Annotated in this window: 18 protein-coding genes, 2 pseudogenes and 2 CRISPR repeat arrays; of the genes and pseudogenes, 11 read left to right on the forward strand and 9 right to left on the reverse strand. The window is 62.2% G+C overall.

The window, feature by feature from the left end:
- Positions 1 to 161: 161 nt before the first annotated feature.
- A complete protein-coding gene (locus AC6H1L_RS01940) occupies positions 162 to 950 on the reverse strand; it encodes a phosphate signaling complex PhoU family protein (RefSeq protein WP_497599873.1) in 789 nt (262 codons plus the stop codon).
- A 521-nt stretch (positions 951 to 1,471) separates the two neighbouring features.
- Between AC6H1L_RS01940 and AC6H1L_RS01945 the strand changes: the two genes are divergently transcribed.
- Both AC6H1L_RS01945 and AC6H1L_RS01950 read left to right on the forward strand, forming a co-directional pair.
- Positions 1,472 to 2,524 carry an NAD(P)-dependent alcohol dehydrogenase gene (locus AC6H1L_RS01945; protein WP_497599874.1) on the forward strand — a complete coding sequence of 351 codons (1,053 nt, stop codon included), beginning with the start codon at positions 1,472 to 1,474 and terminating at the stop codon, positions 2,522 to 2,524.
- 523 nt (positions 2,525 to 3,047) lie between these two features.
- Complete coding sequence (locus AC6H1L_RS01950; protein ID WP_497599875.1) at positions 3,048 to 3,227, forward strand: hypothetical protein; 180 nt, start codon at positions 3,048 to 3,050, stop codon at positions 3,225 to 3,227.
- A gap of 137 nt (positions 3,228 to 3,364) precedes the next feature.
- Here the strand turns inward: AC6H1L_RS01950 and AC6H1L_RS01955 are convergent, their stop codons facing one another.
- The 4 genes from AC6H1L_RS01955 to AC6H1L_RS01970 all read right to left on the reverse strand — a co-directional run bounded on the left by AC6H1L_RS01955 (position 3,365) and on the right by AC6H1L_RS01970 (position 5,564).
- Positions 3,365 to 3,988, reverse strand: coding sequence for a hypothetical protein (locus tag AC6H1L_RS01955; RefSeq protein ID WP_497599876.1), 624 nt, complete (start codon positions 3,986 to 3,988; stop codon positions 3,365 to 3,367).
- A 224-nt stretch (positions 3,989 to 4,212) separates the two neighbouring features.
- The gene (locus AC6H1L_RS01960) at positions 4,213 to 4,347 is read right to left on the reverse strand and encodes a hypothetical protein (RefSeq protein WP_497599877.1); all 135 of its coding nucleotides are present in this window, start codon (positions 4,345 to 4,347) and stop codon (positions 4,213 to 4,215) included.
- Between the two features lie 665 nt (positions 4,348 to 5,012).
- A complete protein-coding gene (locus AC6H1L_RS01965; RefSeq protein ID WP_497599878.1) occupies positions 5,013 to 5,345 on the reverse strand; it encodes an ASCH domain-containing protein in 333 nt (110 codons plus the stop codon).
- A 24-nt stretch (positions 5,346 to 5,369) separates the two neighbouring features.
- Positions 5,370 to 5,564, reverse strand: coding sequence for a hypothetical protein (locus AC6H1L_RS01970; RefSeq protein ID WP_497599879.1), 195 nt, complete (start codon positions 5,562 to 5,564; stop codon positions 5,370 to 5,372).
- An 801-nt stretch (positions 5,565 to 6,365) separates the two neighbouring features.
- Between AC6H1L_RS01970 and AC6H1L_RS01975 the strand changes: the two are divergent.
- A pseudogene (locus AC6H1L_RS01975) lies at positions 6,366 to 7,226 on the forward strand (helix-turn-helix domain-containing protein).
- Here AC6H1L_RS01975 and AC6H1L_RS01980 read toward each other — a convergent pair.
- A complete protein-coding gene (locus tag AC6H1L_RS01980) occupies positions 7,223 to 8,224 on the reverse strand; it encodes a DNA-methyltransferase (protein ID WP_497599880.1) in 1,002 nt (333 codons plus the stop codon). The pseudogene AC6H1L_RS01975 and the gene AC6H1L_RS01980 sit on opposite strands and share 4 nt — an antisense overlap.
- A gap of 1,458 nt (positions 8,225 to 9,682) precedes the next feature.
- Positions 9,683 to 10,457: a CRISPR direct-repeat array (repeat unit 37 nt; unit sequence GTCAGAAGACGCGAAGCCGCCCGTCTGGGATTGAAAC).
- An 837-nt stretch (positions 10,458 to 11,294) separates the two neighbouring features.
- On the opposite strand from AC6H1L_RS01980, the pseudogene AC6H1L_RS01985 reads away from it, so the two are divergent.
- From AC6H1L_RS01985 to AC6H1L_RS02000, 4 genes and pseudogenes are all read left to right on the forward strand, one after another.
- Positions 11,295 to 11,384 (forward strand): annotated as a pseudogene (locus tag AC6H1L_RS01985) (hypothetical protein); the annotation flags it as partial.
- A 43-nt stretch (positions 11,385 to 11,427) separates the two neighbouring features.
- Positions 11,428 to 11,685, forward strand: coding sequence for a hypothetical protein (locus AC6H1L_RS01990; RefSeq protein ID WP_497601586.1), 258 nt, complete (start codon positions 11,428 to 11,430; stop codon positions 11,683 to 11,685).
- Positions 11,682 to 11,990 carry a hypothetical protein gene (locus tag AC6H1L_RS01995; RefSeq protein ID WP_497601587.1) on the forward strand — a complete coding sequence of 103 codons (309 nt, stop codon included), beginning with the start codon at positions 11,682 to 11,684 and terminating at the stop codon, positions 11,988 to 11,990. The genes AC6H1L_RS01990 and AC6H1L_RS01995 overlap by 4 nt, the downstream gene beginning before the upstream one ends.
- A gap of 205 nt (positions 11,991 to 12,195) precedes the next feature.
- Positions 12,196 to 12,321, forward strand: a complete 126-nt coding sequence (locus AC6H1L_RS02000) for a hypothetical protein (RefSeq protein WP_497599881.1) — start codon at positions 12,196 to 12,198, stop codon at positions 12,319 to 12,321.
- A 778-nt stretch (positions 12,322 to 13,099) separates the two neighbouring features.
- On the opposite strand, the gene AC6H1L_RS02005 is transcribed toward AC6H1L_RS02000, so the two are convergent.
- The gene (locus AC6H1L_RS02005; RefSeq protein WP_497599882.1) at positions 13,100 to 13,294 is read right to left on the reverse strand and encodes a hypothetical protein; all 195 of its coding nucleotides are present in this window, start codon (positions 13,292 to 13,294) and stop codon (positions 13,100 to 13,102) included.
- Between the two features lie 914 nt (positions 13,295 to 14,208).
- On the opposite strand from AC6H1L_RS02005, the gene AC6H1L_RS02010 reads away from it, so the two are divergent.
- The 3 genes from AC6H1L_RS02010 (at position 14,209) to AC6H1L_RS02020 (ending at position 15,795) form a co-directional block, all read left to right on the forward strand.
- A complete protein-coding gene (locus tag AC6H1L_RS02010; protein WP_497599883.1) occupies positions 14,209 to 14,784 on the forward strand; it encodes a hypothetical protein in 576 nt (191 codons plus the stop codon).
- A gap of 269 nt (positions 14,785 to 15,053) precedes the next feature.
- A complete protein-coding gene (locus tag AC6H1L_RS02015) occupies positions 15,054 to 15,182 on the forward strand; it encodes a hypothetical protein (protein ID WP_497599884.1) in 129 nt (42 codons plus the stop codon).
- Between the two features lie 136 nt (positions 15,183 to 15,318).
- Positions 15,319 to 15,795: a class I SAM-dependent methyltransferase gene (locus tag AC6H1L_RS02020; protein ID WP_497599885.1), complete on the forward strand. Its 477-nt coding sequence runs from the start codon at positions 15,319 to 15,321 to the stop codon at positions 15,793 to 15,795.
- An 803-nt stretch (positions 15,796 to 16,598) separates the two neighbouring features.
- A CRISPR array of direct repeats spans positions 16,599 to 17,081; the repeat unit is 37 nt; unit sequence GTCAGAAGAGGCGAAGCCGCCCATCTGGGATGGAAAC.
- A 200-nt stretch (positions 17,082 to 17,281) separates the two neighbouring features.
- On the opposite strand, the gene AC6H1L_RS02025 is transcribed toward AC6H1L_RS02020, so the two are convergent.
- Positions 17,282 to 17,599 (reverse strand): hypothetical protein, encoded by a 318-nt coding sequence (locus AC6H1L_RS02025; protein ID WP_497599886.1) that lies wholly within the window; start codon positions 17,597 to 17,599, stop codon positions 17,282 to 17,284.
- Positions 17,600 to 18,914: 1,315 nt separating this feature from the next.
- Here AC6H1L_RS02025 and AC6H1L_RS02030 point away from each other — a divergent pair.
- Positions 18,915 to 19,328, forward strand: a complete 414-nt coding sequence (locus AC6H1L_RS02030; protein WP_497599887.1) for a hypothetical protein — start codon at positions 18,915 to 18,917, stop codon at positions 19,326 to 19,328.
- 8 nt (positions 19,329 to 19,336) lie between these two features.
- Here AC6H1L_RS02030 and AC6H1L_RS02035 read toward each other — a convergent pair whose 3' ends face one another.
- Positions 19,337 to 21,373, reverse strand: a complete 2,037-nt coding sequence (locus tag AC6H1L_RS02035) for a protein kinase domain-containing protein (protein WP_497599888.1) — start codon at positions 21,371 to 21,373, stop codon at positions 19,337 to 19,339.
- Positions 21,374 to 22,142 lie beyond the last annotated feature (769 nt).

Below are 22,142 nucleotides of genomic sequence, written 5' to 3' on the forward strand. Positions count from 1 at the left end.
CTGATCATCGCCTTCCCTATGAGAGGCAAAGGAGGATGGTATCGCCCACCCGGAGAAATCAGCTGAGGCTGAGATAGAGAGCGCGTGAGGAGAGGAATGGGAGCAAAGGCACAGTCACAGCCTGGCGGACTCAGAGACTCCTCCTCTCCCATTGCACCCCCTCACTGAGCTGGTTCATGGCAGCGATCGACTAGCAGGCGAGCCTCCAGATGTTGCAGCATCCGCATGCTGCGGACTCCTTCAACCATAAAGATGAGCCGTTCGCAGAGCGTGGCTGCATGGAAACTGACGCGTTTCAAGAGCAGGGCCAGGGCGGACAGATAGGCGACCCAGGGCTGTGCCGGGGCCCTGGTCCCCGCGGAAGGGAGCGTGCCGGCTGGCATGGTCAGGAGCAAGCTGCGTTGCAGCCTGGTCAGCTCATGCTGAAGACGGCGTTGTTGACGCCACAGGCGCTGCGCTCCCTGGGTATCCTGTTCTGCCAGCGCCAGAGCCACCGCCATCGCCGAGGCGCTGATCTGACGGCCGAAGGACATGAGTTGCTCCCCCAGCCCGGCCAGGGTAGGAGGCCATTGTCTCGCCTCCCCATTTGCTTGACCAGCCTGCGCGGCGGAGGAGCCGAGCCAGACGACCAGCCTGGCCAGCTCTTGCGCCTCCTCGCTGAGCAGGAGCAGCTCGCTGCCCAGCACAGGCAATGACACCAGGAAACGCAGCGTGCTGTCTCCCATCTCCTCCGCTTCGAGCAAGAAGACGCGCACTTCGTCCTCGATCGTGGCCTGCAGGTTGGCAATCGTCGGGTCAGCCGGCAAGACCGTCTGTGCCAGCGCTGGATCGAACAGCTCTACGGCCTTCAGCGCGCGCGTCAGTCGCTCGCCGGTCAGAATGCCCAGGCGTACCAGTTTGTCCTGAAGCTCCCGCAGAGAGCGAGAGTCTTCAGTCTCTCGTTTGCACATGACTGCTCTCCTTCTTTCCGTTTCCCGACTGGCTCGGAGGCCCCAGCCTCTGCTTACCAGCGGTGGAGCACACGGTCATTCCCCCATTTTCCTTACTCATGGGGAGTATATACCTCCGGCGTCTCACAGGGCTTGCACAAGAACAGGCTCGTGCATCACAGGATGTTCTCGCGGCACCGCTCTGGTCACTGGTTGCTCTCCTGAGAGAAATCAAGAGCAAAGGAAAAGCCCGGGTCCATGCCTGTACGGCCTTTCCTTTTCCTGCAGGGCCAGCGCCGCATCTGGGGAACGCTGAGCAGAGCGGAGCCTGGCTCCTTTCCTCGGGAGTGAACCGTGAGAAGGCAGGGGACCGCCGTGAAGGACCTGTGACAGGAATAGCCTATCCTCCTCGAAGGAGAGCAGCAGCGCAGCGATCTGCCAGCGCAGGAGCTAAACCGCAGTGCTCTCTACGACGCGAATGAGTGTTGCTCTGCCAGTGTACTCGCTAGCGGGCGAGTCTAGTAAAGACAGGAGCGACGATCATGAAAGCCTTTGTGATGAAGACCATTGGTCAAGTGGGTTTCATGGAGAAGCCTGTGCCTGAGCCAGGCCCGAACGATGCCGTTGTGCGCACGACGCGGGCGCTCATCTGTACCTCGGACTCGCATACTGTGCGGGGAGCCATCGGCCCGCGCACCAATCTGACGCTCGGCCATGAGGCGGTGGGCATCGTGCACACTGTTGGCAGCCAGGTGCGCCAGTTTCGCCCAGGTGACCGGGTGGTCGTCGGAGCTATTACCCCAGATTGGGGTGATCTCGCCTCCCAGGCTGGCCATCCTTCTCAGTCAGGTGGACCATTGGGAGGATGGAAATTCTCCAATACCAAGGACGGCGTCTTCGCGGAGTACTTTCACGTGAATGAGGCCGATGCCAACATGGCGCTGATTCCCCCGGATGTCTCTGACGAGATGGCGGTCTACTGCGCAGATATGCTCTCGACCGGGTTCATGGGAGCGGAACAGGGGCGTATCCCACTCGGTGGGACAGTGGCCGTCTTTGGGCAGGGACCTGTCGGGCTGATGGCCACGGCTGGGGCCAGATTGCTGGGAGCGGGCCTGATCATCGCCGTGGAGGCGGTGCCCCGGCGGCAGGAGCTAGCTCGCCTCTACGGGGCGGATGTCATCGTCGACTTCTCCCGCGAGGATGTGGTCAAGCGTATCCTGGAACTGACCGCTGGGCAGGGGGTGGATACGGCCATCGAAGCACTGGGCAGCGATGTCACCTTCCAGAACGCCGTGAAGGTGACCAAAGCGGGTGGCACCATCTCGAACATCGGCTACCACGGACACGGCGAGTTTGTCCATATCCCGCGCCTGGATTGGGGGGTGGGTATGGCGGAAAAGACCATCACTACGGGACTGTGCCCTGGCGGGCGGCTGCGCCTGGAGCGTCTGCTCCGCCTGCTCCAGCAGAAGCGCGTTGATCCAACGCCTCTGACCACCCACACCTTTCCGTTCGAGGAGATGGAGCGTGCTTTTGAGATGATGGACCAGAAGCTGGATGGCATTATCAAGCCGCTCATTGTTTTCGCCTGAGCCAAGGCCTCTGGCGATAAGAGGGCAGGGCCCAGTCCGCCTGCCCATGCCTGAGGAGAAAGGGAACATTGACCAGCTCTGTGGCCGGCTGTCTTCCCCTGCTCTGCAGAGGGAGGGTAGCCGGCGGAGAGAGCGGCTTACGGATCAGGTCAGCAGCAGTCTGGCTGAGATCGCCTGCTTGATAGACGGAACATGCTCCTGGCTAGACTCGCGCCTGGGGAGAGATTCAGCACTGAAACTGGTGCTATCTCCGGTCATCTTGTGGTATCGTCTGGCTATGGTGTCAAATCAGTCTAGCAGGCGGGTCGGTGCGAGCTGATCAGATGGCCTGGGCCGGTGGAAGCAGAGTCGACTCGCTGCCTCTCTTCAGAGAAAGGGCCTGCGTTGCTCATCCAGACACCCAGCAACGCGCTACCTCTTGTGGAGATGGATACGGTAGTCAAGTACATACCAACGGCCCGCGGCGTCCTTCGCGCGTGCCTGCTGCCAGTGCTTTCACCTGTGTGGGGAAAGGCGCCCATTGATGATGCCGCTCAAATCCAACCAGCCGATCCGTTCCTCCGTCCTGATTGGCCGAGAGCAAGAAAGCGCCCTCTTGGGGGCGCGCATCGAGCGGGTCAAGCAGGGACACGGCCAGATGCCTCTCCTCAGCGGCGAGGCGCGCATTGGCAAGTCACGGCTGCTTGCCGAAGGGAAAAGATAGGCTGACGAGCAAAGGTTTCTTGTTGACCGCTGCGAGGCCTGGTTTTCCGGCTCCCCCCAATAAGCACTCGTCCGCAGCCCTTGTTCGACCCTCGTTCGTTGCCGCACGTCAGGGGCGAGGCACGAGCACGCATCAGCTCACGCTCTCATCTGCCAGGAACAATGGCGACGCTCCCTGGCTTCCTGGAGGGAGACGGACAGCAGGGGAGGCATTCGCCTGACGTTCCCAATGCGAGCAGCTCGCACTGGTCCGATCAAATTGCCAGGCTGCCGTCTAGCAGTGTACTGAAGAAGCAAAGGAAGGACCATGCCACCGATGATCAGGCTCACCACGAGGTCAGCGCCAGCAGGCCCAGGCGACGTGGCAAGGACCAGGGCAAGCCCCGCGCCGGCCTGGCACCTGGCAGTGTTCGCTGCCTGCGACGGGGACATCTGCCCGTCGCGGGTCGGATCTGGGGCCGCATCGAGAATCGTCGGCGCAGCCAGAGGGCCGGAGCGCTGAAACGGCAGAAAGAAGGAACCATCGTCAGCAGGGTCATCTTCCCAGCTGAACCAGTCCGACTCCGGCGTCTGGGCCGGTGCTGGCTCGGGCGCCATGTCAGGCCCCGGCTGGGCCACGGGAGCCGCCGATGTCGATGGCTGCAACTGGGGCTGGTCCTGGAGAGGGAGAGCAGCTTCGTCACTGCGAGCGGTCGACGGCCCGGCTGGTGCCGGCGAGGGAGACGCCTCCTGGGGGGAAGCGGGATCAGGATGCTCAGACATGGCTTGCTTCCTTTCAGGTCTGGTCTAACAGGATGAAGGGCAGGGCGCGGGCCGGGCTGCTGGCGAGTGACGCTCTCCCTCAGCGTAGCCGCTGGCGCAGGAAGGCTTTGGGGAGGCAACGGGCGGTGATCTGGTTCCCTGCCAGGAACGGCGGGGCAAACAGGCGGGAACGGGCCAGGTACGAGCCTGGAATCGAGCAGGAGGGAAACCAGGGACAGGCCAGTTCAGAGGGGCCAGATGGCCTGCGCCGGACGCCGTGAGCGCCCCAGATAGAATGGCGACGGCGGCCTGGTGAGCTGAAGAAAAGAGAAGGCCCCGAGCAGAACCAAGTGCGCCGCACCGGCGATGAAGGAGCGCATCAAAGCGACACTCCTCCGCTCCCGTTCGCTGCTGTGGCCACTGTCTTAACCAGCTTGATTCGCAGTTCACGGCGCAGCGCTACGGCTGTAAGACTCTCACAGATCTGCTCCAGAGCCTGTCACCTCTTTTTTTTTAAGATACGGGCTACATTGGTAGGAGTGCGTCGCATCAGGAAGCGCATCTCTTGAGAATCTCCCGCTCCCAGGGCAGGGGCCAGCTCCTCCCAGAAGCGGGGGAAATCACCCCCCTACCCGCGGAGGCAATTTTGAGGCCGATTCTCCTTGTGGACCGCTCTTGACTACCCTTGCTCTGGAGAGGGTGGCCAGCTCGCGTCAGCAAGCGCAAGCTGCCACACGGCTGTCAGGATGATCAGATGCTTGGCTGTTCCACCCCAATCCAGCGGTTCACCACGCCTCTCCCAGCAGCAAGGAGACAACGGCACTGCCCTGGTGGAGACGTCCCCGACGGACCAAGCTGGCTCCCGCTGGCCGCGGCGAGGAGCACCAGCCACTCGGCCCGAAGCGAAGGCTCCCTCCGATTACACCGCAGTGGCCGAAGGTGAACAAGCGGAAGGATAACGGCTCTAAGGAAGCCAAGGTGAACCAAGGGAGGGGGACCCCTAACAGTGGCCCGGATATATCACCGCTTAGGGTCTCTTTTCCCGTTAGTCAGTCACTGGCTCAACCTCAAAGACATACACACCGAGAGCTTCTTTCTCCGGTGGATAAATCTCTCGAATGCAGTGTAAAGCTGTATTTACATCACTTGAATCTGGATCAATCTTTTGCCAATCTTCTGCAGCCAGCATATCTTCAAAGTTTTTGTACCTCCTTATCGCCTTAATCCGTATGATTGCGGCATCTCCTGACGTCTCAAGTCGGATGGTCTCACCTACCTGATAGCGCTTGATATGGTCATATCCAACACGAACCTCAAGGGTTTTCCGGCCAGCTATGATCGCGTCATAGGAGGGACGCTTGATGCGCATCACACGCATAACGCTTCTTCCTTTCTTGGCTCTTCACTTCTCTTGGCCTCCGTCACCAAGACGAAGGGTCAGGTCCTCCTGGCAAAGGCAGAGAATGGTCGTGGTCTCGTGCCCCACAGTCTGGACGAGGGCGGGATCAGGGTCCTTCGCCGTCTCGGCGGTCAAGACCACCAGGATCGGGAGCAGTGGAGTTGGTTCGGACCCAGTGGTCGTGGCAGAAGTGGACAAACCGGGCTTCCTTGTGCAAGGGTCAGCGTGTCTTCCAAGAAAGAAGAACGCGAATCGGTCCTCATTGTAGTACAGGGTTGCTTCCCTTGTGGCCTGTTTGTGCATGCCTCCTTTCGCCTGGGGCACTGCGTCTGCAGTGACGGCCCACCACTTGTCTGCCGGGAACAGGACTGATCGATGTCTCGACAGCCAGAGATCCTGAGCCTGAATAGCGGGCCAACAGAAAGACGCTCCCTCATTCCCCAAGACAGGGATGGGACTCCTGGGAACTGCCTGTCAAGAGCCGGAAAGATTTCCACACTTGCAGAGATGCTGATGCTGGTCACAGGCAGGCAGTCTCTGCCTTTGTCCAGGAACCGCCTGATTACCCAGGCAGCCGCCTACCTGTTTCCTCTCGCCCTCGCATTCTTCTGGTCCTCCTCTTCCAGAAAGGCGACCAGCGAGTCTGGACCGGACGCCGTGTAATTGGCCTTCGCATGCTGAGCGCTCCGCTGTCGACTCGCTGCCGTCCTGCCTGCTGCCGACTCCCTCACTTGGGGCAAGAGCACATGTGTCCCTCTCTGTCGGCAAGGCTCCTGCACCGATGAGCATAGACGCGCGTGCAGGTGCAGAGGGACCTGCTCGCTGCTCCCTTCACTCCCCCTGATGCTGACGTGCTCACAGAGCAGGCAATGTCTCGCCTGATGGGCATGAGCGCCCTATCAACGAAAGCTAACTCACAGTTCGTGTACAAGTCGACAGCCTCTGCTTATGCTATCTCCAGCAGCAGGATTTCAGACTCTGTCTCGGATGGCCATCGACATGGATGAACGTCAGGCCCGCCTCCTCTTTGGACAGCATCTCCGTGCCCTCCGGCAGCAACGTCTTCTTACGCAGGAACAACTGGCAGAGCGCATCGAGAAGACGCCAGAATACATCAGCTTGTTGGAGCGCGGAGAGCGGGCGCCTTCGTTTGATGCCCTGCTGCTTCTTGCTCAAGCGCTGGAGCTTCCCCTCCCAGCGTTGCTCGCCTTTACCGGGCAGCCGCTCTCGTCGTCCCTCCCCTCGCCAGCCGCTTCCTTGGAAACCTCTCTCCCTCTCCCGGAGCCAGCAGCTGGCTCCCCAGCGAAGGCCCCAGCGCACCGACAGCGCGACCTCACCCGCTTTCTGCGCGCCTACGAGCAGATCCAGGATCTTCAAGAGCTGGCAAGAGAGTATGGTATCAATGATGTCTTCCAGGATAATGGGGGCAAAGTCCTTCAAATGCTTATTATACTTGGTTTACGAATTTTGTCTGGAAGAGAAGGAAATGATGCCATTGATGCATAAGGCAATGAGTATGAATTGAAAACTGTTAATCTCGCTCTTCACCGCAATCGCGGTGTGACTACCCATCATCACCTGACTGAAGAGATCATTGACAAGTATCAATCTGTTTATGCCTGGTACATTGGGCTCTACAAAGATATCGAATTGCAATCCGTCTGGAAAGTGCCTCCCCACCTGCTGGAGCCGCTCTTTCTGGAGTGGCGCAAGCGAATCCGCCAGCAAGGCGGACGTCCCTTGAACAATCCCAAGATTCCCCTGCGGTACGTCTTTCAGGGTACATGCGTCTATCGACAAGTGACAGATGACAGGCAGCCCCTCTTCTCTGGGCTGGAACCTCCCGATGGCTGGACTTAGACGTCAAAGAGCGGCGCCTGTTCCACTTCCGGGTGGGGCAGGACGATCGTGCTCCCCTGCTCCGTGTGCAAGAGGCGCTGATAGAGGGTAGCCACCTCGTCCTCGGGAACGTCGCGCGGAAGGAACCGGAGGGCTGAAGCAGCCAGATACTGCGGCTCTAGCTCAAAGGCGATCCAGCGTCGGCGGAGGCACTCGGCAGCAAATCCGGTGGTGTTGGAACCAGCAAAAATATCCAGAACCACATCGCCTGGTTCGGTCAGAAATTGAATAAAGAACAGGGGAAGCTTGACGGGAAAACGGGCAGGGTGTGGCGAAATCCCCAGGGCCTTACAGCGCTGCAGATAGAGCGAGCTACTCTCCGTATTTGGAATGTGCAGCAGATTCGACGGAATGGCCCCCCCATTATCCGTCGCAAAGCGCTCGCCAATCTCATGCCCCGATGGACGCAACGCCGGGGTATAGAACTTCTCAGGATCTGCCTGCAGCTTGCGCATCCGCGATGAATACGGCACCAACACACGCCGAACGTCAGCCTTGGGGAAGTCATCCTTAGCCAGCCACCAGATGTGATTGACCGCGTCTTTCACTCGAATCTTCTGCTTATTCACCCATTCGATCGGGGACGGTAACTTCGCCGGATTATACCAGAAGAACTCCTCCGCCAGACGGAACTCCAGCTCACGACAAAGGCGCAGCAGCACCTCATAAGGATAGAGCGATCGAACAGGTCGGCGTCGCTGGTACGCTCCTCCCAAATCCAGCACAAAACTCCCATGAGGAGCAAGCACCCGAAATACTTTGCGACAAAAGGCAAGTAGCCAGTCTACATAGGCATGCTGATCCACATTCCCATACGCTTTCTCTCGTTGCAGGGCAAATGGCGGAGAAGTGACGACCAGATCGACCGAGTCCGTCTCGAGTTCATCCAGCAAGGCCAGAGCATCTCCCAGATAGGCCGCCCCATAGCGAGTGATATAGCGTGGAGCCTTACGTATCATGATTCTGCGCGTTGATGTCTTCTGCATCAAGGTGATGAAGAGAGGATGAGCAGGCTGCAAACCTGTCACCCAGCCAGACAGGCGCCTTCAGGTGTCTGCTGTGGGGACTATAGCAGATCCCTGCTGTCCTGTCAATCAGCAGCGTGCTTCGGTCTGCATGCTTTCCTGCCAGGTGAATCAAGCCAGTAAGAGAGATCACTTCCTCATGCGGAAGATACCACCGGGGAGACGTGACCAGTAGCGGGGCGCCGATCATGGGAACAGTGCCCTCGGAAAGGGTCCTATGGGCACGCATTGGAACAAGCGAGCGTTTCATCTTTCCTGTTGATGAGCGGTGCCGATCGCTCCATCCAATCACTGCCAGGGGCGGTATGCTTCGAGGCCAGCCCAGCAAACGCTTGATACAGCCCTTGTTGTCGCTGGAAAAGATCACCGCTCATCAGCAGGCGCGGAGTGGATCTGCTGGCCTGGTGTTGCAAGCCCCTGGCAGACTGGTCGCCGGATCTCCCTGGGGGGTTTGCACTGGGGGGCTGACGAGCACCGAATGATTGCTAGAAGTGACCAAGCCGTCTGCGTTCTGCCTGAAGTGAGCAGCGTTGCTGCCGGCGGAGGAGCAGCGCAGTCGTTGACGCGCTGCTCTACAGGAAGAGGAAGAGGGCCTGCGGAGCAGCGACCCCTTGCTCGTTGGCACAGGCTCTGGCTCACAAGGAGTCGCGAGCTGTCCCTCATGAGCCTCGGGCACGCAGTGACAGGAAACATGGATGCCCAGCGGGAGAGAGGATGGAGCCTGCTCTTGCGCGGCGAGCGGTCCCGAGCGCTCCACAGCTGGGGGAATCCAGCCCCTCTCCCAGTCACACCCCCAGGCGGCAGGCCGGCGCAGCCTCCAGGAACACTTATTCTGTCTCCTCCCACGAGGCGGCTTGGGCGATCAACCAGCCACCCGCCGTCTCCGCCCACAGGCGCTGCCCCTGCTCATCTGCCTCGAACCGATCCCACTCTAGCCTGGGCTGCCACCGTCGCCACAGCTCCCAGGCTTCCTGCAGCCGCTGGCACCTGCCCCCGGGCAGATGGGAGCCGCTGAAGCGAAGGCAGAGCACCCGAGGGAGGAAAGAAGGCCAGTGCCGCTTCGGGAGCAGGATGCCTGCTGTGGGAAGGGTGGCGCCCAAGCCAGCGCCGTCTCTCGCGTGGAGAGGGGGAGGCACGAGGCCACTCTCCCGGACATGCGCCCGAAGGGGATGCAAGCATCTCATGCTGTTTTGCTGATCATGTGCTCGTCGCTTCGAGGATCTCGGCTCCCGCTTCCTCACGCAGCGATCCTCGAAGGGCTTCCCAGGCCGTCTGAGGGCGAGAGTGGCTGGCATCATTGCCGCATGAGAGCGGTCACTGCTGACCGCTTTTGTGGGATCATCGAAATAGCTTGACTGACGCGGCTCCAGATGCTATCGTACAAGGGGTACCGTCAGAAGACGCGAAGCCGCCCGTCTGGGATTGAAACCTCGGCATCACAGTGGTCGGACTGGCCTGGCTGGCCGGGTCAGAAGACGCGAAGCCGCCCGTCTGGGATTGAAACATATGGCCATGTAATCGGGTACTCGTACCACGGCTTGTCAGAAGACGCGAAGCCGCCCGTCTGGGATTGAAACTCCAGCAGAGCGGCTGCGGCGGCACGGGAGACGATGTCAGAAGACGCGAAGCCGCCCGTCTGGGATTGAAACCGCCGGCCAACTGGAGCCTCGGCTCGGGGAACCTGAGTCAGAAGACGCGAAGCCGCCCGTCTGGGATTGAAACAGAAGGCAGGAGCGACTTCCCCGGAGCCTGATTCAGGGTCAGAAGACGCGAAGCCGCCCGTCTGGGATTGAAACCTTGGGAGAGGGAGGGCAATGACATGATAGCTATGCAGTCAGAAGACGCGAAGCCGCCCGTCTGGGATTGAAACGCGATAGCGCTCTGATAAAAACAACACTACCGCAGAGTCAGAAGACGCGAAGCCGCCCGTCTGGGATTGAAACAGGGTGTCTTGCGCAAGCTCATTTGATATCCACACCCCGTCAGAAGACGCGAAGCCGCCCGTCTGGGATTGAAACCGCGTCACCTCAACCACCTTGCCGTACTCTTGCGGAACAGTCAGAAGACGCGAAGCCGCCCGTCTGGGATTGAAACCGGCATCTGCCACAATCACATCGTCATTTCTGTAGGTCAGAAAGACGCGAAGCCGCCCGTCTGAGATGGAAACCGCGCCGCTCCCGCGCGCTCAACTTCGCGGCTTCCCACCCTCAGCCGTACGGAAGCGGACGTGCCAGCGGCGCGCCAGCGCTCTCTCTCCTGGAGTCTTGTCCCCCGCTGAGGCAGGCTGCTTCCTCCTCCCTGGCTGCTTCCCTGCGGCGGGCCTTGCCTTCCGTGGCTGCGGTGGCTTCTCCCGGTCACGACAGGCGCGCCGCCGACCTCGGGCGCAGCCGCGTCTGCTCTCGCAGGCAATCCCTGGCTCCTTGCTCCTGGGGCTTTCTTGACATGGGGGGCAGAAGATGCTCTCCTGTATGAAGAACTTGACCAGCGTCAAGATCGTGCCGCTCCATGCATCGCAGGCACGGGAGACGCTTGTCCCCGCAGGGTGGCTGATGCCTCCTGAGCGTTTGGCGCTGCTGCATCGAGGCTGTCGTGTGGTCAGCTGCTGCCGTGTCTTCCCAGGAGGCCATGTCAGAGGCCTTGTTTGCTGCTGGCCCTGGTAGGGAGGGCGCGGCCTGCCCACTTCCTCTTCCTTTCCTGCTGCAATGCCGTGCCCCTGCGCCTTTCACTGGCGTGGCTGACGCGACCTGAGCGGAGACGCCCGGGCAAACGAGTACGGCTGGCAACCTGGATGATGATCCCGCTGACGAGACGGATGAGGATGACTCCAGCCTTACCCCCGAAGGGGAAGAGGTCTTTCTGGAACTGAAGCCCACGAGGTAATGGTATTGGCTGGCGGCAGCGACCGGGCTTCTCTGAGCGACAGGGACGCGTCTGGCGCTGGTGCACGTCAGACGTACTGCCTGCCGGGCAGTGGCTGGAGCGGCTCTATCAGGACGAGCCGTTGGTGACTTGTCTGGATAGGTGCCAGCTGCCCAGCAGCCCCAGTTCTCAGCCCTCTGCGCTAGCCCAGATGCTGGAAGCCCTGGCCGGGCAGCCGGGTCAGCGAATCGTGGAGACTGGGACAGGGACCGGCTCTCATGCTGCACTGTTGGCAGCCCCTGGGAGGGCCAACAGGACAGGTCTGGATAGTCGTGCTGGAGGAGGAGCTGGCCCACCAGGGGCAGGTCCTCCTGCAGGCGGCAGGTTTCGGCGAGCGCGTCCAGGTGATCGCTACGGATGGCTGGCAGGGCCATGCGCCCGCTGCCCCTATGAGCACCTCATCGCTACCGCCAGTGCCTCCAGGTTGCCCCGTCGATGGGATGACCAGCTCGCCTCTGGAGGACGGCGGGCGATGAATTGGCAAGGTCCATTGCAATTGCACCAGAGCGGCTTGCTCGTCCTGGAGAAGCTGGTCAGGCCCGATCGCGGTGGAATGGAAGCAGTGGGGATGTTCTGGCAGCCCCCACTCTCCTTCATGCCCCTACAGGCCCCAATCCTGGCAGTCCTCCCCACCAGCAAACCCTCCTCCCGGTTACCGGCAGGGTCGTTGCGCACCGGCACGCGGGTGTGGCGCCTGCCAGGCTCTCATCCCCTTCCGCGCCTCCTGGAGGAGCCTGCCTGTGCCTGGTTCCTGCAGGGGCATTGCCCCGGCATCCAGTGATCGCGACAACGCCGGCTGCTCCCGTCTGGTGCCCCTTCAGGAGAGGAATGGCTGACGCTGGTGAGCGACCCCCTGCCGTGCGTCCTGCAGTTCCAAAGCACGGTCTCAGCGCCGGCTGACTGGATGGGAGTCGGTCGACGGTGAGCCAGCAGGACAGCCCTCCCTGTGGGACCTCCTGGAAGCAGACCACGAGCAGTGGGAGCGAATGGGCCGCCCCAGCCAGCAGGCGTATCGCGTCAAGGACACTGCCGCAGGTACAGCGCTGCGCCTGCAGACCGCGGACACAGCGGTGACGATCCTGCCCGACCTCTTCGCGAAGGCTCCCTCCTGACGGAGGTTCCACCTGGCCTCTCTCCTGCCTGGACGGGATGGCCCCTCCCCGCGGCATGCTCAGGGAACCGGACAGCGTCTGGCTGCTGGGTGCCACCCGCTGCCGCGCCTGCGCTCCGCACTGAGGACTCTCTCTCCTGGCACCCAGGCCATCCCTGCCCGTGCGAGCGGTGCTGGCTCTCGGCCCACCCACGGCTCGCACAAAGACGAGCACGGCTCCACCAGCAACCCCATCCAAGCATGGCCCTGCAAACAGCCACTCTCTGGCTCCCTTGGCCCCTCGAAGGACACAGGCCTGCCAGATGGAAACACCCGTGGAGACCCCGCAGGGGTGATCCTGCTGCGCAGACAAGGGCCATCACTGCTGCCCTGGCTGGTGAACACGAGGGGAAAGCGCGAGCGACACTCTGTGCATCCAGACGTATGCTCCACTCCGACGACTCCGCCGGTAGCACGGTCCACGTTGGCTTGCTCCGGCTCCTGGCCTGGGGGGCTTCCTGCCCAACGGGGTGACAGGCCCACGCGCCATGAGCTGGTCATACCGCTGGCTCTTCAAGGACGGCTGGTAGGCGGCAACAGGCGCTGTTGCCCCACTCAGACAGTCGCGAGCGATGTGCGGCATCAACCTGGCTGGCGCCGCTTGCCAGCACGGCTGCATGGCTTTCTCTGCCGCGCTGCGCCGAGGTGGATCAGATCACCCACGGCCTGTGCAGGCGTCTTTCTTGCGACTCGCTCGCCTTGCTGAGCGGCCTGAGCAGCGTTCAGGCCCCCAGATACGGTCAGCTGGATTTCCTTTCCTTCCACCGGGCCAAGGCCCGGTGCGCAGCCAGCGACGCGCATCTCACCTGTCCACCCTGCCGAAGCTGCTCGTTGATCGAGACGAAGGAGAGCCGCCCCAGGGTCAGATGCCGCACGGCATGCAGGCCGCCCAGGCCGTTGCGCTCGTCGAGCTCCTTGGGCAGCCGGAAGGGCATATCGGACCGGCGCCGGCGCCCGCTCTCTGCGCCAGGTGCCACCTGGGCGACGAGACAGGCAACCCCTTGCTCAGCCGAGCAGCGATACCGCTCGTGCTAGAGGCGGTGAAGGAAGAGGCGCAGGCTCCTTTCGCTGCAGGAGTCTTTTGTTACCTGACAGGCCCAATGAGAGCGCCTGAAGCAGGTGCGGCCCGCTGGTATCCTGCCTCCTGACAAGGGAGATCGTGCTCCTTGCGAGCTGCTCTGGAAAGAGGAGAGCATACCTACACACGGATTGCTGAGGCCCCCAACGAGAGCCCCACGCTCCACCGGAACACCGCCATCATTGATCCGGAGCACGCAGGCGGGCTGGCACACCTGATGCATCAGGACCAGCTGTTGACCAGAGGCATGGGAGGTCTCTTGCCGGAGTGTCCTGGGGGCTGCTGCTGCCAGAGGAGGACGGGCGCTAGACCAGGCCTGTGATCCAGGAGGCTGGGCCCTGGAAGTAGCCTTTGCCTACTTCTGCAAAGAATATCTCCTCCAAGGAGACAGCAGGCCAGAGATGCAAACCAGTCTGCTGGTCAAAAGAGCGGCTGGCTCGCGTTCTCTAGAGAGAAAGAACCTGCTACGCTCGCCAGGAGGTCTGCAGGAACGAGAGAGCCGCGGCCTGGAAACCCAACAGGCACCGCGCAGCTCCCGCAGGTGGATGAGCGCGTTGGCCCGGCGCCATCCGCAAGCAACCTCTTGCGCTGGCCAAAGCAAACAGAGGAGGTCAAAGCCTAATGCAGTGTTGCCAGTGCGGGCGGGAGATCCCGGACCCCCTGCCCATGTGTCCGATCTGTGGCGTGATCATTGCTGACAAAGGCCCCCCCACAGAGGCGGAGCCCAGAGAAGGCGAGGCCGGAGCCGCAACGGTCGAGAGGCTGCCGGCCATGAGCGCCACCATGCGAGCTGGGGAAAGTGGCACACCGATGGCTGATGTGGGGCCAGCGCAGCAGCTGGCCGCTTCGCCGGGGGTGGCGCTGACCCAGCCTGCGACCCAGCAGCCGTCCCTTGACCCGATGAGAGGACGCATTGGCAGCGGCATTGCCCTCTTGGGAAGTATCCTGGCCTTCATCAGCCTTTTGCTACCTTGGATAGCCGTCACGTCCACTTCCCCTGACGGCACGGTGACCACGACGACCGACGTGGGTCCGTTGAACCTGGATGCAATGGGCCTGCTTACAGGTTGGGCTGTGCTCTACATCCTCCTGGTAATGGCCTTGTTGTTACTCAATCTGGCCGTGTTTATCCAGCGTGCGAGACGCATGCTCGCGGGGGCTGGCATTGCTCAGCTGGCGGTTTCGCTTACGGGGCTGCTCCTTTGCGGCCCTGTGGCCATCGCACTGCAAGCCGTTCAGCCGGAGGAGGACCTCGGCGGTGGCTGGGTGGGTCTCGTTGGCTTCATCACCTCCCTGATCGGAAGCATCTGGATACTGGTCGATTGCCTGCGTGCCCCCAAGGAGTGAGGGCCCGCTCAGCGGTCCTGGCCTGGCAGCAGCGGTCCCCTGGTCTGCCAGCGCCCGCCGCTGTCGCCAGCCTCAAGCAGCAGTGATCCATGGAGCGTGGCTGGCCTGGAGCGGCAGAGAGCGGCAATCCTGCTTGCCGGATCGCAGCGAGGCTGCGCTGCTCCAGAGAGAACCAAGAGCGTCTGCCGCTCTTTCCTGGACAAAGCGGACAGACGATCCTGGATACTCACCACTCGCAACTTACAACAGCAGCAGGGAGAGGGTGTACCATGATGCCAAGCGATGCATTCCATCCAGAGGCACCTGAAAGTATCTATCCCATCGATCCCGAGCAAGTGGCTGAGCTGGACGCAATGCAACAGGACCGTTTGCTCACCGCAAGCATAGGAGCCTGGTGACCGAATTCCCGGAAGAAGGAGCGCCGCCGGAGGGCGGCGCGTGCCTCGACTTGGCCTGTGGCCCTGGCGGCTGGGTGCTGGAATTGGCCTTTGCCTATCCCAGGTGCAGATCCCCGGCGTGGACCTCAGCCCGCAGATGATCGCACAGACGCGGGAGCAGACCTGCTCCCGCGGTCTGGAGATGGAGAACGCTCACTTCCAGGTGACGGACGTTCTGCTGCCACTGGCCCCCGCCGATGGGTCGTTCGAGCTGCTCAGTAGTCGATTGCTCTGCAGCTTCCTGCTCCCGGCAGCTTGGCCGCTGCGGCTCTCGGAGTGTCGATATCTGCTCAAGTCTGGCGGAGTGATCCGCCTCACCGAGGGAGAAAAGCCGCTCGCCACCAGTGGAACCCTCGAACGGATCAGTGCACTCGGGACGCAGGCTCTCAGACGTGCTGGTCAGCATTTCTCCCCCAACGGAGGCCATGTCGGCATTCCCCAGTGCTACCCCGGCTGGTCCCCAGGCGGGCTTTCTGCAGGTCTGTCCGTCTCCGGGCAAGTGCGCGTGCATGGTCGATGGAGACCGAAAGCCATGACCCTGCCTTCAAGGAGTACTTTGTCTTGCTGGAGCTGATCCGCCCCTTCATCGGCAGAATGAGGCTGGCGAGCGAGGATGCGCTGACTGATCCGCCTGACACTCCAGGCTCCAGGCGGTTGCCGAGATGCAAGCTGACGACTGCTGTGCCCTCTGGTCACCGCCCACAGCCTGGCTGGGCCACCAGCTCACCTGATGGTGTTGGAGAGAGAGCACTGCGCCTCTCTCCCTCTCCACCAGCTCAGTGTGATCCCGTCCAGGCTCGTCTCTGCTTCCCTTCCCTCGCTTCCCTGATGGCTCTGGAGCCACAAGGCCGCGTGCGACCTCTGGGCCTGCACTGATTCAAGGGCACTGGCTGATAGACTCTGCCATGCCTGTCACCCTCTCCTCCCTGGATGCTTTCCCCTGCTGCGCTACCCGCGCCCAGAGTCGAAGGCCGTCTGCCCGGCAAGGGCCGTGCTGAGCAAGAGTCGAGTCACAAGACAGTCCCAAGCTAGCGCCACTCAGAGTCGCGTCGCTACTAGTACCGTGGTTGGGCCTGGGAGCCGGGAGCGACGCACCGCTTCCAGCGCGGAGGGGGAGGCACGAGGCCATTCCCCCGGAAATGCGCACGAAGGGGATGCAAGCATCTCATGCTGTTTTGCTGATCATCTGCTCGTCGCTTCGAGGATCACGGCACCCGGGATCGCACACAGCGATCCTCGAAAGGCTTTTCAGGCTGCTGGAGGACCACAGTGGCTGGCATGATGACCGTGCAACAGCGGTCACTACTAACCGCTTTTTTGGGATCATCGAAACAGCTTGACTGACGCGGCTCCAGATGCTATCGTACAAGGGGTACCGTCAGAAGAGGCGAAGCCGCCCATCTGGGATGGAAACTAGCACGTGTGACTCTTTAGGAAGTCCAGATAGCTTGTCAGAAGAGGCGAAGCCGCCCATCTGGGATGGAAACGAGCAATTCTACGGCTACGTGGGGCGCCGGCGGACAGCGTCAGAAGAGGCGAAGCCGCCCATCTGGGATGGAAACGCTATTTGCCGGCAGCGCTGTGGCCAAGTTGAGCTGAGTCAGAAGAGGCGAAGCCGCCCATCTGGGATGGAAACATCCATGTCTCGGAGACCCGAAAACGGATCTTCCCTCGTCAGAAGAGGCGAAGCCGCCCATCTGGGATGGAAACGGGAATTCCGTACGACCAATTGAAGAGCAGGCTGGCGTCAGAAGAGGCGAAGCCGCCCATCTGGGATGGAAACTAATAGAGGAAAGATGATGGAGAGGGCGAAAGAGCGGGGAGTCAGAAGAGGCGAAGCCGCCCATCTGGGATGGAAACCAGAAGACGAGAAACAGCCCGACCGATGTCGGTCGCACCAAAGCCAGCAGGAGAGAAGAAGTCTGTTGGGGGTGGAAACGCAGCATCGACTCCTGGCCTTCCAGCCCGGTGGGCTGGTTGCCTGCCCGAGCACAAACTGCCTCTTCTCTCTAGATGCTTCTGGGGGTGTCAGCAACAGGGCCAGGGGGAGCGCACTCTGCTCACCGAGGATGAGCCTGGCAGAGACAGGAGACCCCTCCGCTCCGGCCACGGGTCTCCCCTCCCAGCAACGGCTGTCCCGCCTCGTCGTTATCCAAGGCGTGCAGGATATGGAGATGGGGTGATGACAGGCGTGTCAGCAGCTGGGCCTCACGCCGAAAGGCCGCTAGATCATCGGGGTTCAGACGGTGCTTGAGCCGTTTCACCGCTGCCCGCGGGCCCAGGGGTACATGCTCACTCAAGGAGACGCTGGTAAAGCCGTCCTCACCGAGGAGCCGGATGTGGCGAGAGCGTTCTCCCTGTCTGTGGGTTGTCATCATGGTCTGTCCTCCCCGGGATGACGAGCTTGCTCACTGGGAGCCGAACCCAGGACTGATCGCCTCCTCTCTCAGGTGTGCTCCCAGTGCACTGCCACCCAGTCAAGGAAGATCACAGGCGCGCTGCGCGGCTTATCTCCTGCCACGGCCTGCGGTTTCGCCCATCGCGATCGTCTGTTCCTGTTGGCATTTCTCCTCAGCTGCTCTAGCCACCTGAGCAAGCCCAACGAGCGATCGACCTTCCTCGTCTCAGACGAGCACGACCTCAGCGAGCCGGGTCTGTCCGACGAGGCCCCAACGGTCCACCCTGACACGAGCGGATCAGCTGCGCGCCTCTTGCTCAACGAGAGGCCACAGGGCCGCAGAAGAGCCAGCAGCGCACCACGATGCCGTGGGAGAGGCGCCTCCGACGCACGAGACTGGCTCTCACCGGGCAGGGACATCTTCAGGGGAGGTCATGGACCCGGCACAGAGGCGGGTTCCACTGACGGTCACCTGTGCAGCCGCTTGGTGGGCAAGAGCTGGCTAGAGGCCGTTGAGCGGAGCGCCACTGGCCGCCCGGACCGGACAGCCCCGTCCCCAGCTCCAGGCGGCTGCCGCGCACGGCGGCAGCCAGATGCCACATCGTCCGCTTCCTTACCCTGATCGGGACGCGCTCCCCAGCAGGGGACCCTCGAGTACCGGGCAGATCAGGCACCGGCTCGCCCCCGCTTGGGGGACCGCCAGCCAGCCCTGCCCTTCCTGCTCGTTCAGCTCCACTTCGTAGGCTTCCTGGCCCGGTCGGCCTGCCCGCTCCCAGGCTCCCTAGGCCTCCTGCAGCTCCCGCCAGAGAAGGCGTGGCCCATGCCACCTGCAGCCGCCAGTGCCCCCCGGCTTGCTGCTCAAACAGGGCCAGGGGCGTGCTCGCTCGCTCGACCAGGCACACCGCTGGCCGGCCCGAGCAATGCCGCTAGAGCGAGCATGCTCAACGAGCGCTGGGACGGTGCGCTGAGAGTGGAGGAGCGTCCTCCGGTCGAGGGGCTCGCTGCCCGCTGATCCCCTCTTGCCTCGGCCGCGGAAGGCCTGCTTCGGCACGGTGAGGTATACCGTCAGTCCCTGACATGCCCACGCTCACGGTTCGCCATCGCTCAGGCTCGTAAAAAAAAGACTCTATGGGCGATCCGTGGGCGATTTTGCTCCGCTCGTGTGAACGCGGTCATAGACAGCAATGCAAGGACACAGTAAGCTGGCTGCAGATTGGTACATGAGGACGTTCTCGCTTCCCGCGTCCGTCGCCGGTCTGGCTTCCGATCAGCAGAGCGTCGAAAGGAGCCATGTCATGATGAGCACGCTCACTGTCTCCATCGTGGGTCCACAAAGCGCTGCAGCAGGGGCGCATGGTGTCGACTCCAGTCGACTGATCGCACGTGTCACTCTTCATGTTCAACGGAAGCAGGTCGAACTCCTGCTTTACGATCAGCGCTATAGAGAGGAGCTTATAGAATGCTTCACTCCCGGATGTATGTTCACAGCTGGTGTGGTGACCCCTGAAGGATACGCCTTGGATGCTCTGAAGGTGATCTACCCCTGGGAGTCAGCCTTTATCGACGTGCTGCAGGAGCGGCTCCTGCTGCTAGGGCTTCGTTGCGTTCCTGAGCACAAACTACCTCTTCTCTCCTGGCTCTCTCGCTGGCGTCGGCAAGACGGGTTAGGAGATCGTGTTCGCCTCACCGAGCAGGATCTTGGCGGCTGAGGATCACGCTACGAACGCTGGCCCGGTTTTACCCGCCAGAGGCAGACCAGGCGATCCTCGCCAGCCGAGGCCAGGCATCTGCCATCGGGCGACCAAGCGATCGCCCACACCGCTCCGCTATGGTTTCGTAGGATAGCCAGTTCCTGGCCACTGCTCCCGTCCCAGAGACGCACCGTTCCGCCTGCGTCGCCAGTAGCCAGGAGCTTCCCATCAGGCGACCAGGCGACTTGCTGCAGCGCACCTGGCTGCAGCAGGATAGCCAGTTCCCGGCCACTGCTCCCGTCCCAGAGAGCTACTCTTCCCGTCTCATCATTGGTAATCAGCCGCTCTCCATTGGGTGACCAGACAACCTCCCGCAGCGGTATATCAGGCCGCAGCAGGATAGCCAGCTCCTGGCCACTGCTCCCGTCCCAGAGACGCACGGGTCCGAACTCTCCCCAGGAAACCAGGCGTGTCCCGTCCGGTGACCAACATATGTCCTCCAGGCTCAGGCTACTGAAATCCTGGCCCTGCCCCTGCAGGATAGCCAGTTCCTGGCCACTGCTCCCATCCCACAGGCGCGCTGTACGCTCGAAGCCGACGGTAACCAGGCGTGTCCCATCGGGCGACCAGACGATCGCTGTCACCATACCACGATGGCCCTGCAAAACAGCCAGTTCTCTGCCATAGGTCCCGTCCACGAGGAGCACTGTACCTGGCTGATAGCCACGGATCGCCAGGCGTCTTCCGGCGGGCGACCACCTCGGGCTACTGCCGTGAATGAGGGCCAGCTGCTGGCCACTGGCCCCATTCCACAGGCGCACGAGCAAGCCTTCGCTGCTAGTGACCAGACGGGTTCCATCCGCCGACCAGGCGACTTCCTGCACCGCGCCCATCTGATCCGCCAGGATGGCCAGTTCCTGGCCAGTGGCTCCATCCCACAGGTGTGCCGTCCCATCCTTGTCGCCGGCAGTCGCCAGGCGTCTTCCATCTGGCGACCATCGCGGCTTTCTGCCCGGCAGGACAGCCAGTTCCTGGCCGCTCGCACCATCCCACAGGCGTACTGTCCCATGCTCGTCGGCGGTGGCCAGGCGCCTCCCGTCTGGCGACCAGACAACTGCCTTTACCTCCCCGGCATGGCCCCGGAGCACATGCAGCAGTGTCCCTGTCTTCGGCTCTGCAGATCGGCGCGATAACGCTGGCTGCGTGTTGGTCAGCGTAGGCGCCCAGGTAGCTCGCGCTGGCGACAGCTCAGCCGCCTGTTCCAGAGCCTGTGCGAACTCTCTCACACTCCCATAGCGCTGCCTCCAGTCCTTGGCCAGCGCCCGCATCACTACCTCCTCGACTGCCACCGGTAGCTCGGGGACCTGCTCTCGCAACGGCGGCGGGGGCTGATGCACGTGCTGGTAGCCATACGCCACAAAGTCCGGCCCGGGGAACGGACGCTTCCCGGTCAGCCACTCGTAGACCACCACCCCCAGGGCATATTGATCGCTGGCACGGTGCACTTCTCCTCGAAACTGCTCCGGCGCCATATAGGCCGCCGTCCCCACCACCGCACGCGGATGCACATACTGCGTCACGATGAGGGCAATCCCAAAGTCGCTGAGCAGGATCTCCCCCTGCCGCCCCACCAACATATTCTGTGGCTTGACATCCCGATGCACCACTGGCGGCACCTGCTCATGGGCATACTGCAAGGCCGAGGCGACCTGCCGCACATAGGCCACCACTGTCTCTAGCGGGACGCGTATCCCTGACGGATGCCGCTGCCGGAGCGTCCCTCCGGACGCGTATTCCATTACCAGAAATGGCTGCCCTCCCTCATCATCGTAATCCAGGACGGGCAGGATATGGGGGTGGTTTGAGGACAGACGCGCCATCAGCTGAGCCTCACGGCGAAAGGTGGCCAGATCATCGGGCTCCAGACGGCTCTTAAGCAGCTTCACTGCCGCCTGCGTGCCCAGGACCACATGCTCTCCCAGATAAACGACAGCAAAACCGCCCTCGCCTACCAGCCTGATGAGCCGGTAACGCCCTACCTGCTTGCCGAGCTGGTCTCTCATAAAGTTCCTCTCTGTGGATGGCTCTCCTACTCGTTGGGAGCCGATCGCTTATAGCCCTGCTGTATCAGGTACTGTACTATTGCGTTTCAACCCAGTCAAGCGGTGGTGGTCAGCCTGGATGTCTCTGCCAGAGGAAGCTGGGCCGAGGCAGCGGGCTGGCTGCCCGTCTCTGTCTGGCCAGAGATGACAGGCTCGTCGCGCTCCCGCCCACCTGCGTCTTCGTCCGCGTTAGCATCCCGGAGGGCCTGCCCTTCCCTGTCGTCGTCCGGGAACGGGTGCGCGTGACCCGCCCTGGTGGCTGGATTGAACTGGTGGAAGCTCCTTGCTCCTGCTGGCAGGGGCAGGGCCTCAGCAGGACCAGGGATCGGCTCACCCCAGTCGCATGGAGCCAGCTGTGGGCCTCCAGACGCCACGCGCTGCCAGGCCCGTTTCTGCCTGGCCTTGCCGCCAGTCTGTGAAGCCCCTCGCCACTCCCCCGGCAGCCAGAGCGGAAGCCCGTCAGCCCAGGGAGGTGACCCAGATGCCCTGCTGGAGGCATCTCCGACGCACCAACCTGGTCGCCGCCGCCTGGCCGACCTGCCCTCTGTGCTCCCTCACGATCAAGAGGAACCCCCTCGTCTGGACGCACAGAGCCGTCGGGAACCGACTGGCTCCCCGGTCACCAGGCAGGTCTCCCCCCTCTCCAGCTTGCACCCGCTGTCGAATCTGGAGTATACTGCTTCACGAGAAACGCCTTGCACACTGGCAGGTGAAGGGAGGACGGGCCATC

It is taken from the genome of Thermogemmatispora argillosa (assembly GCF_059696725.1).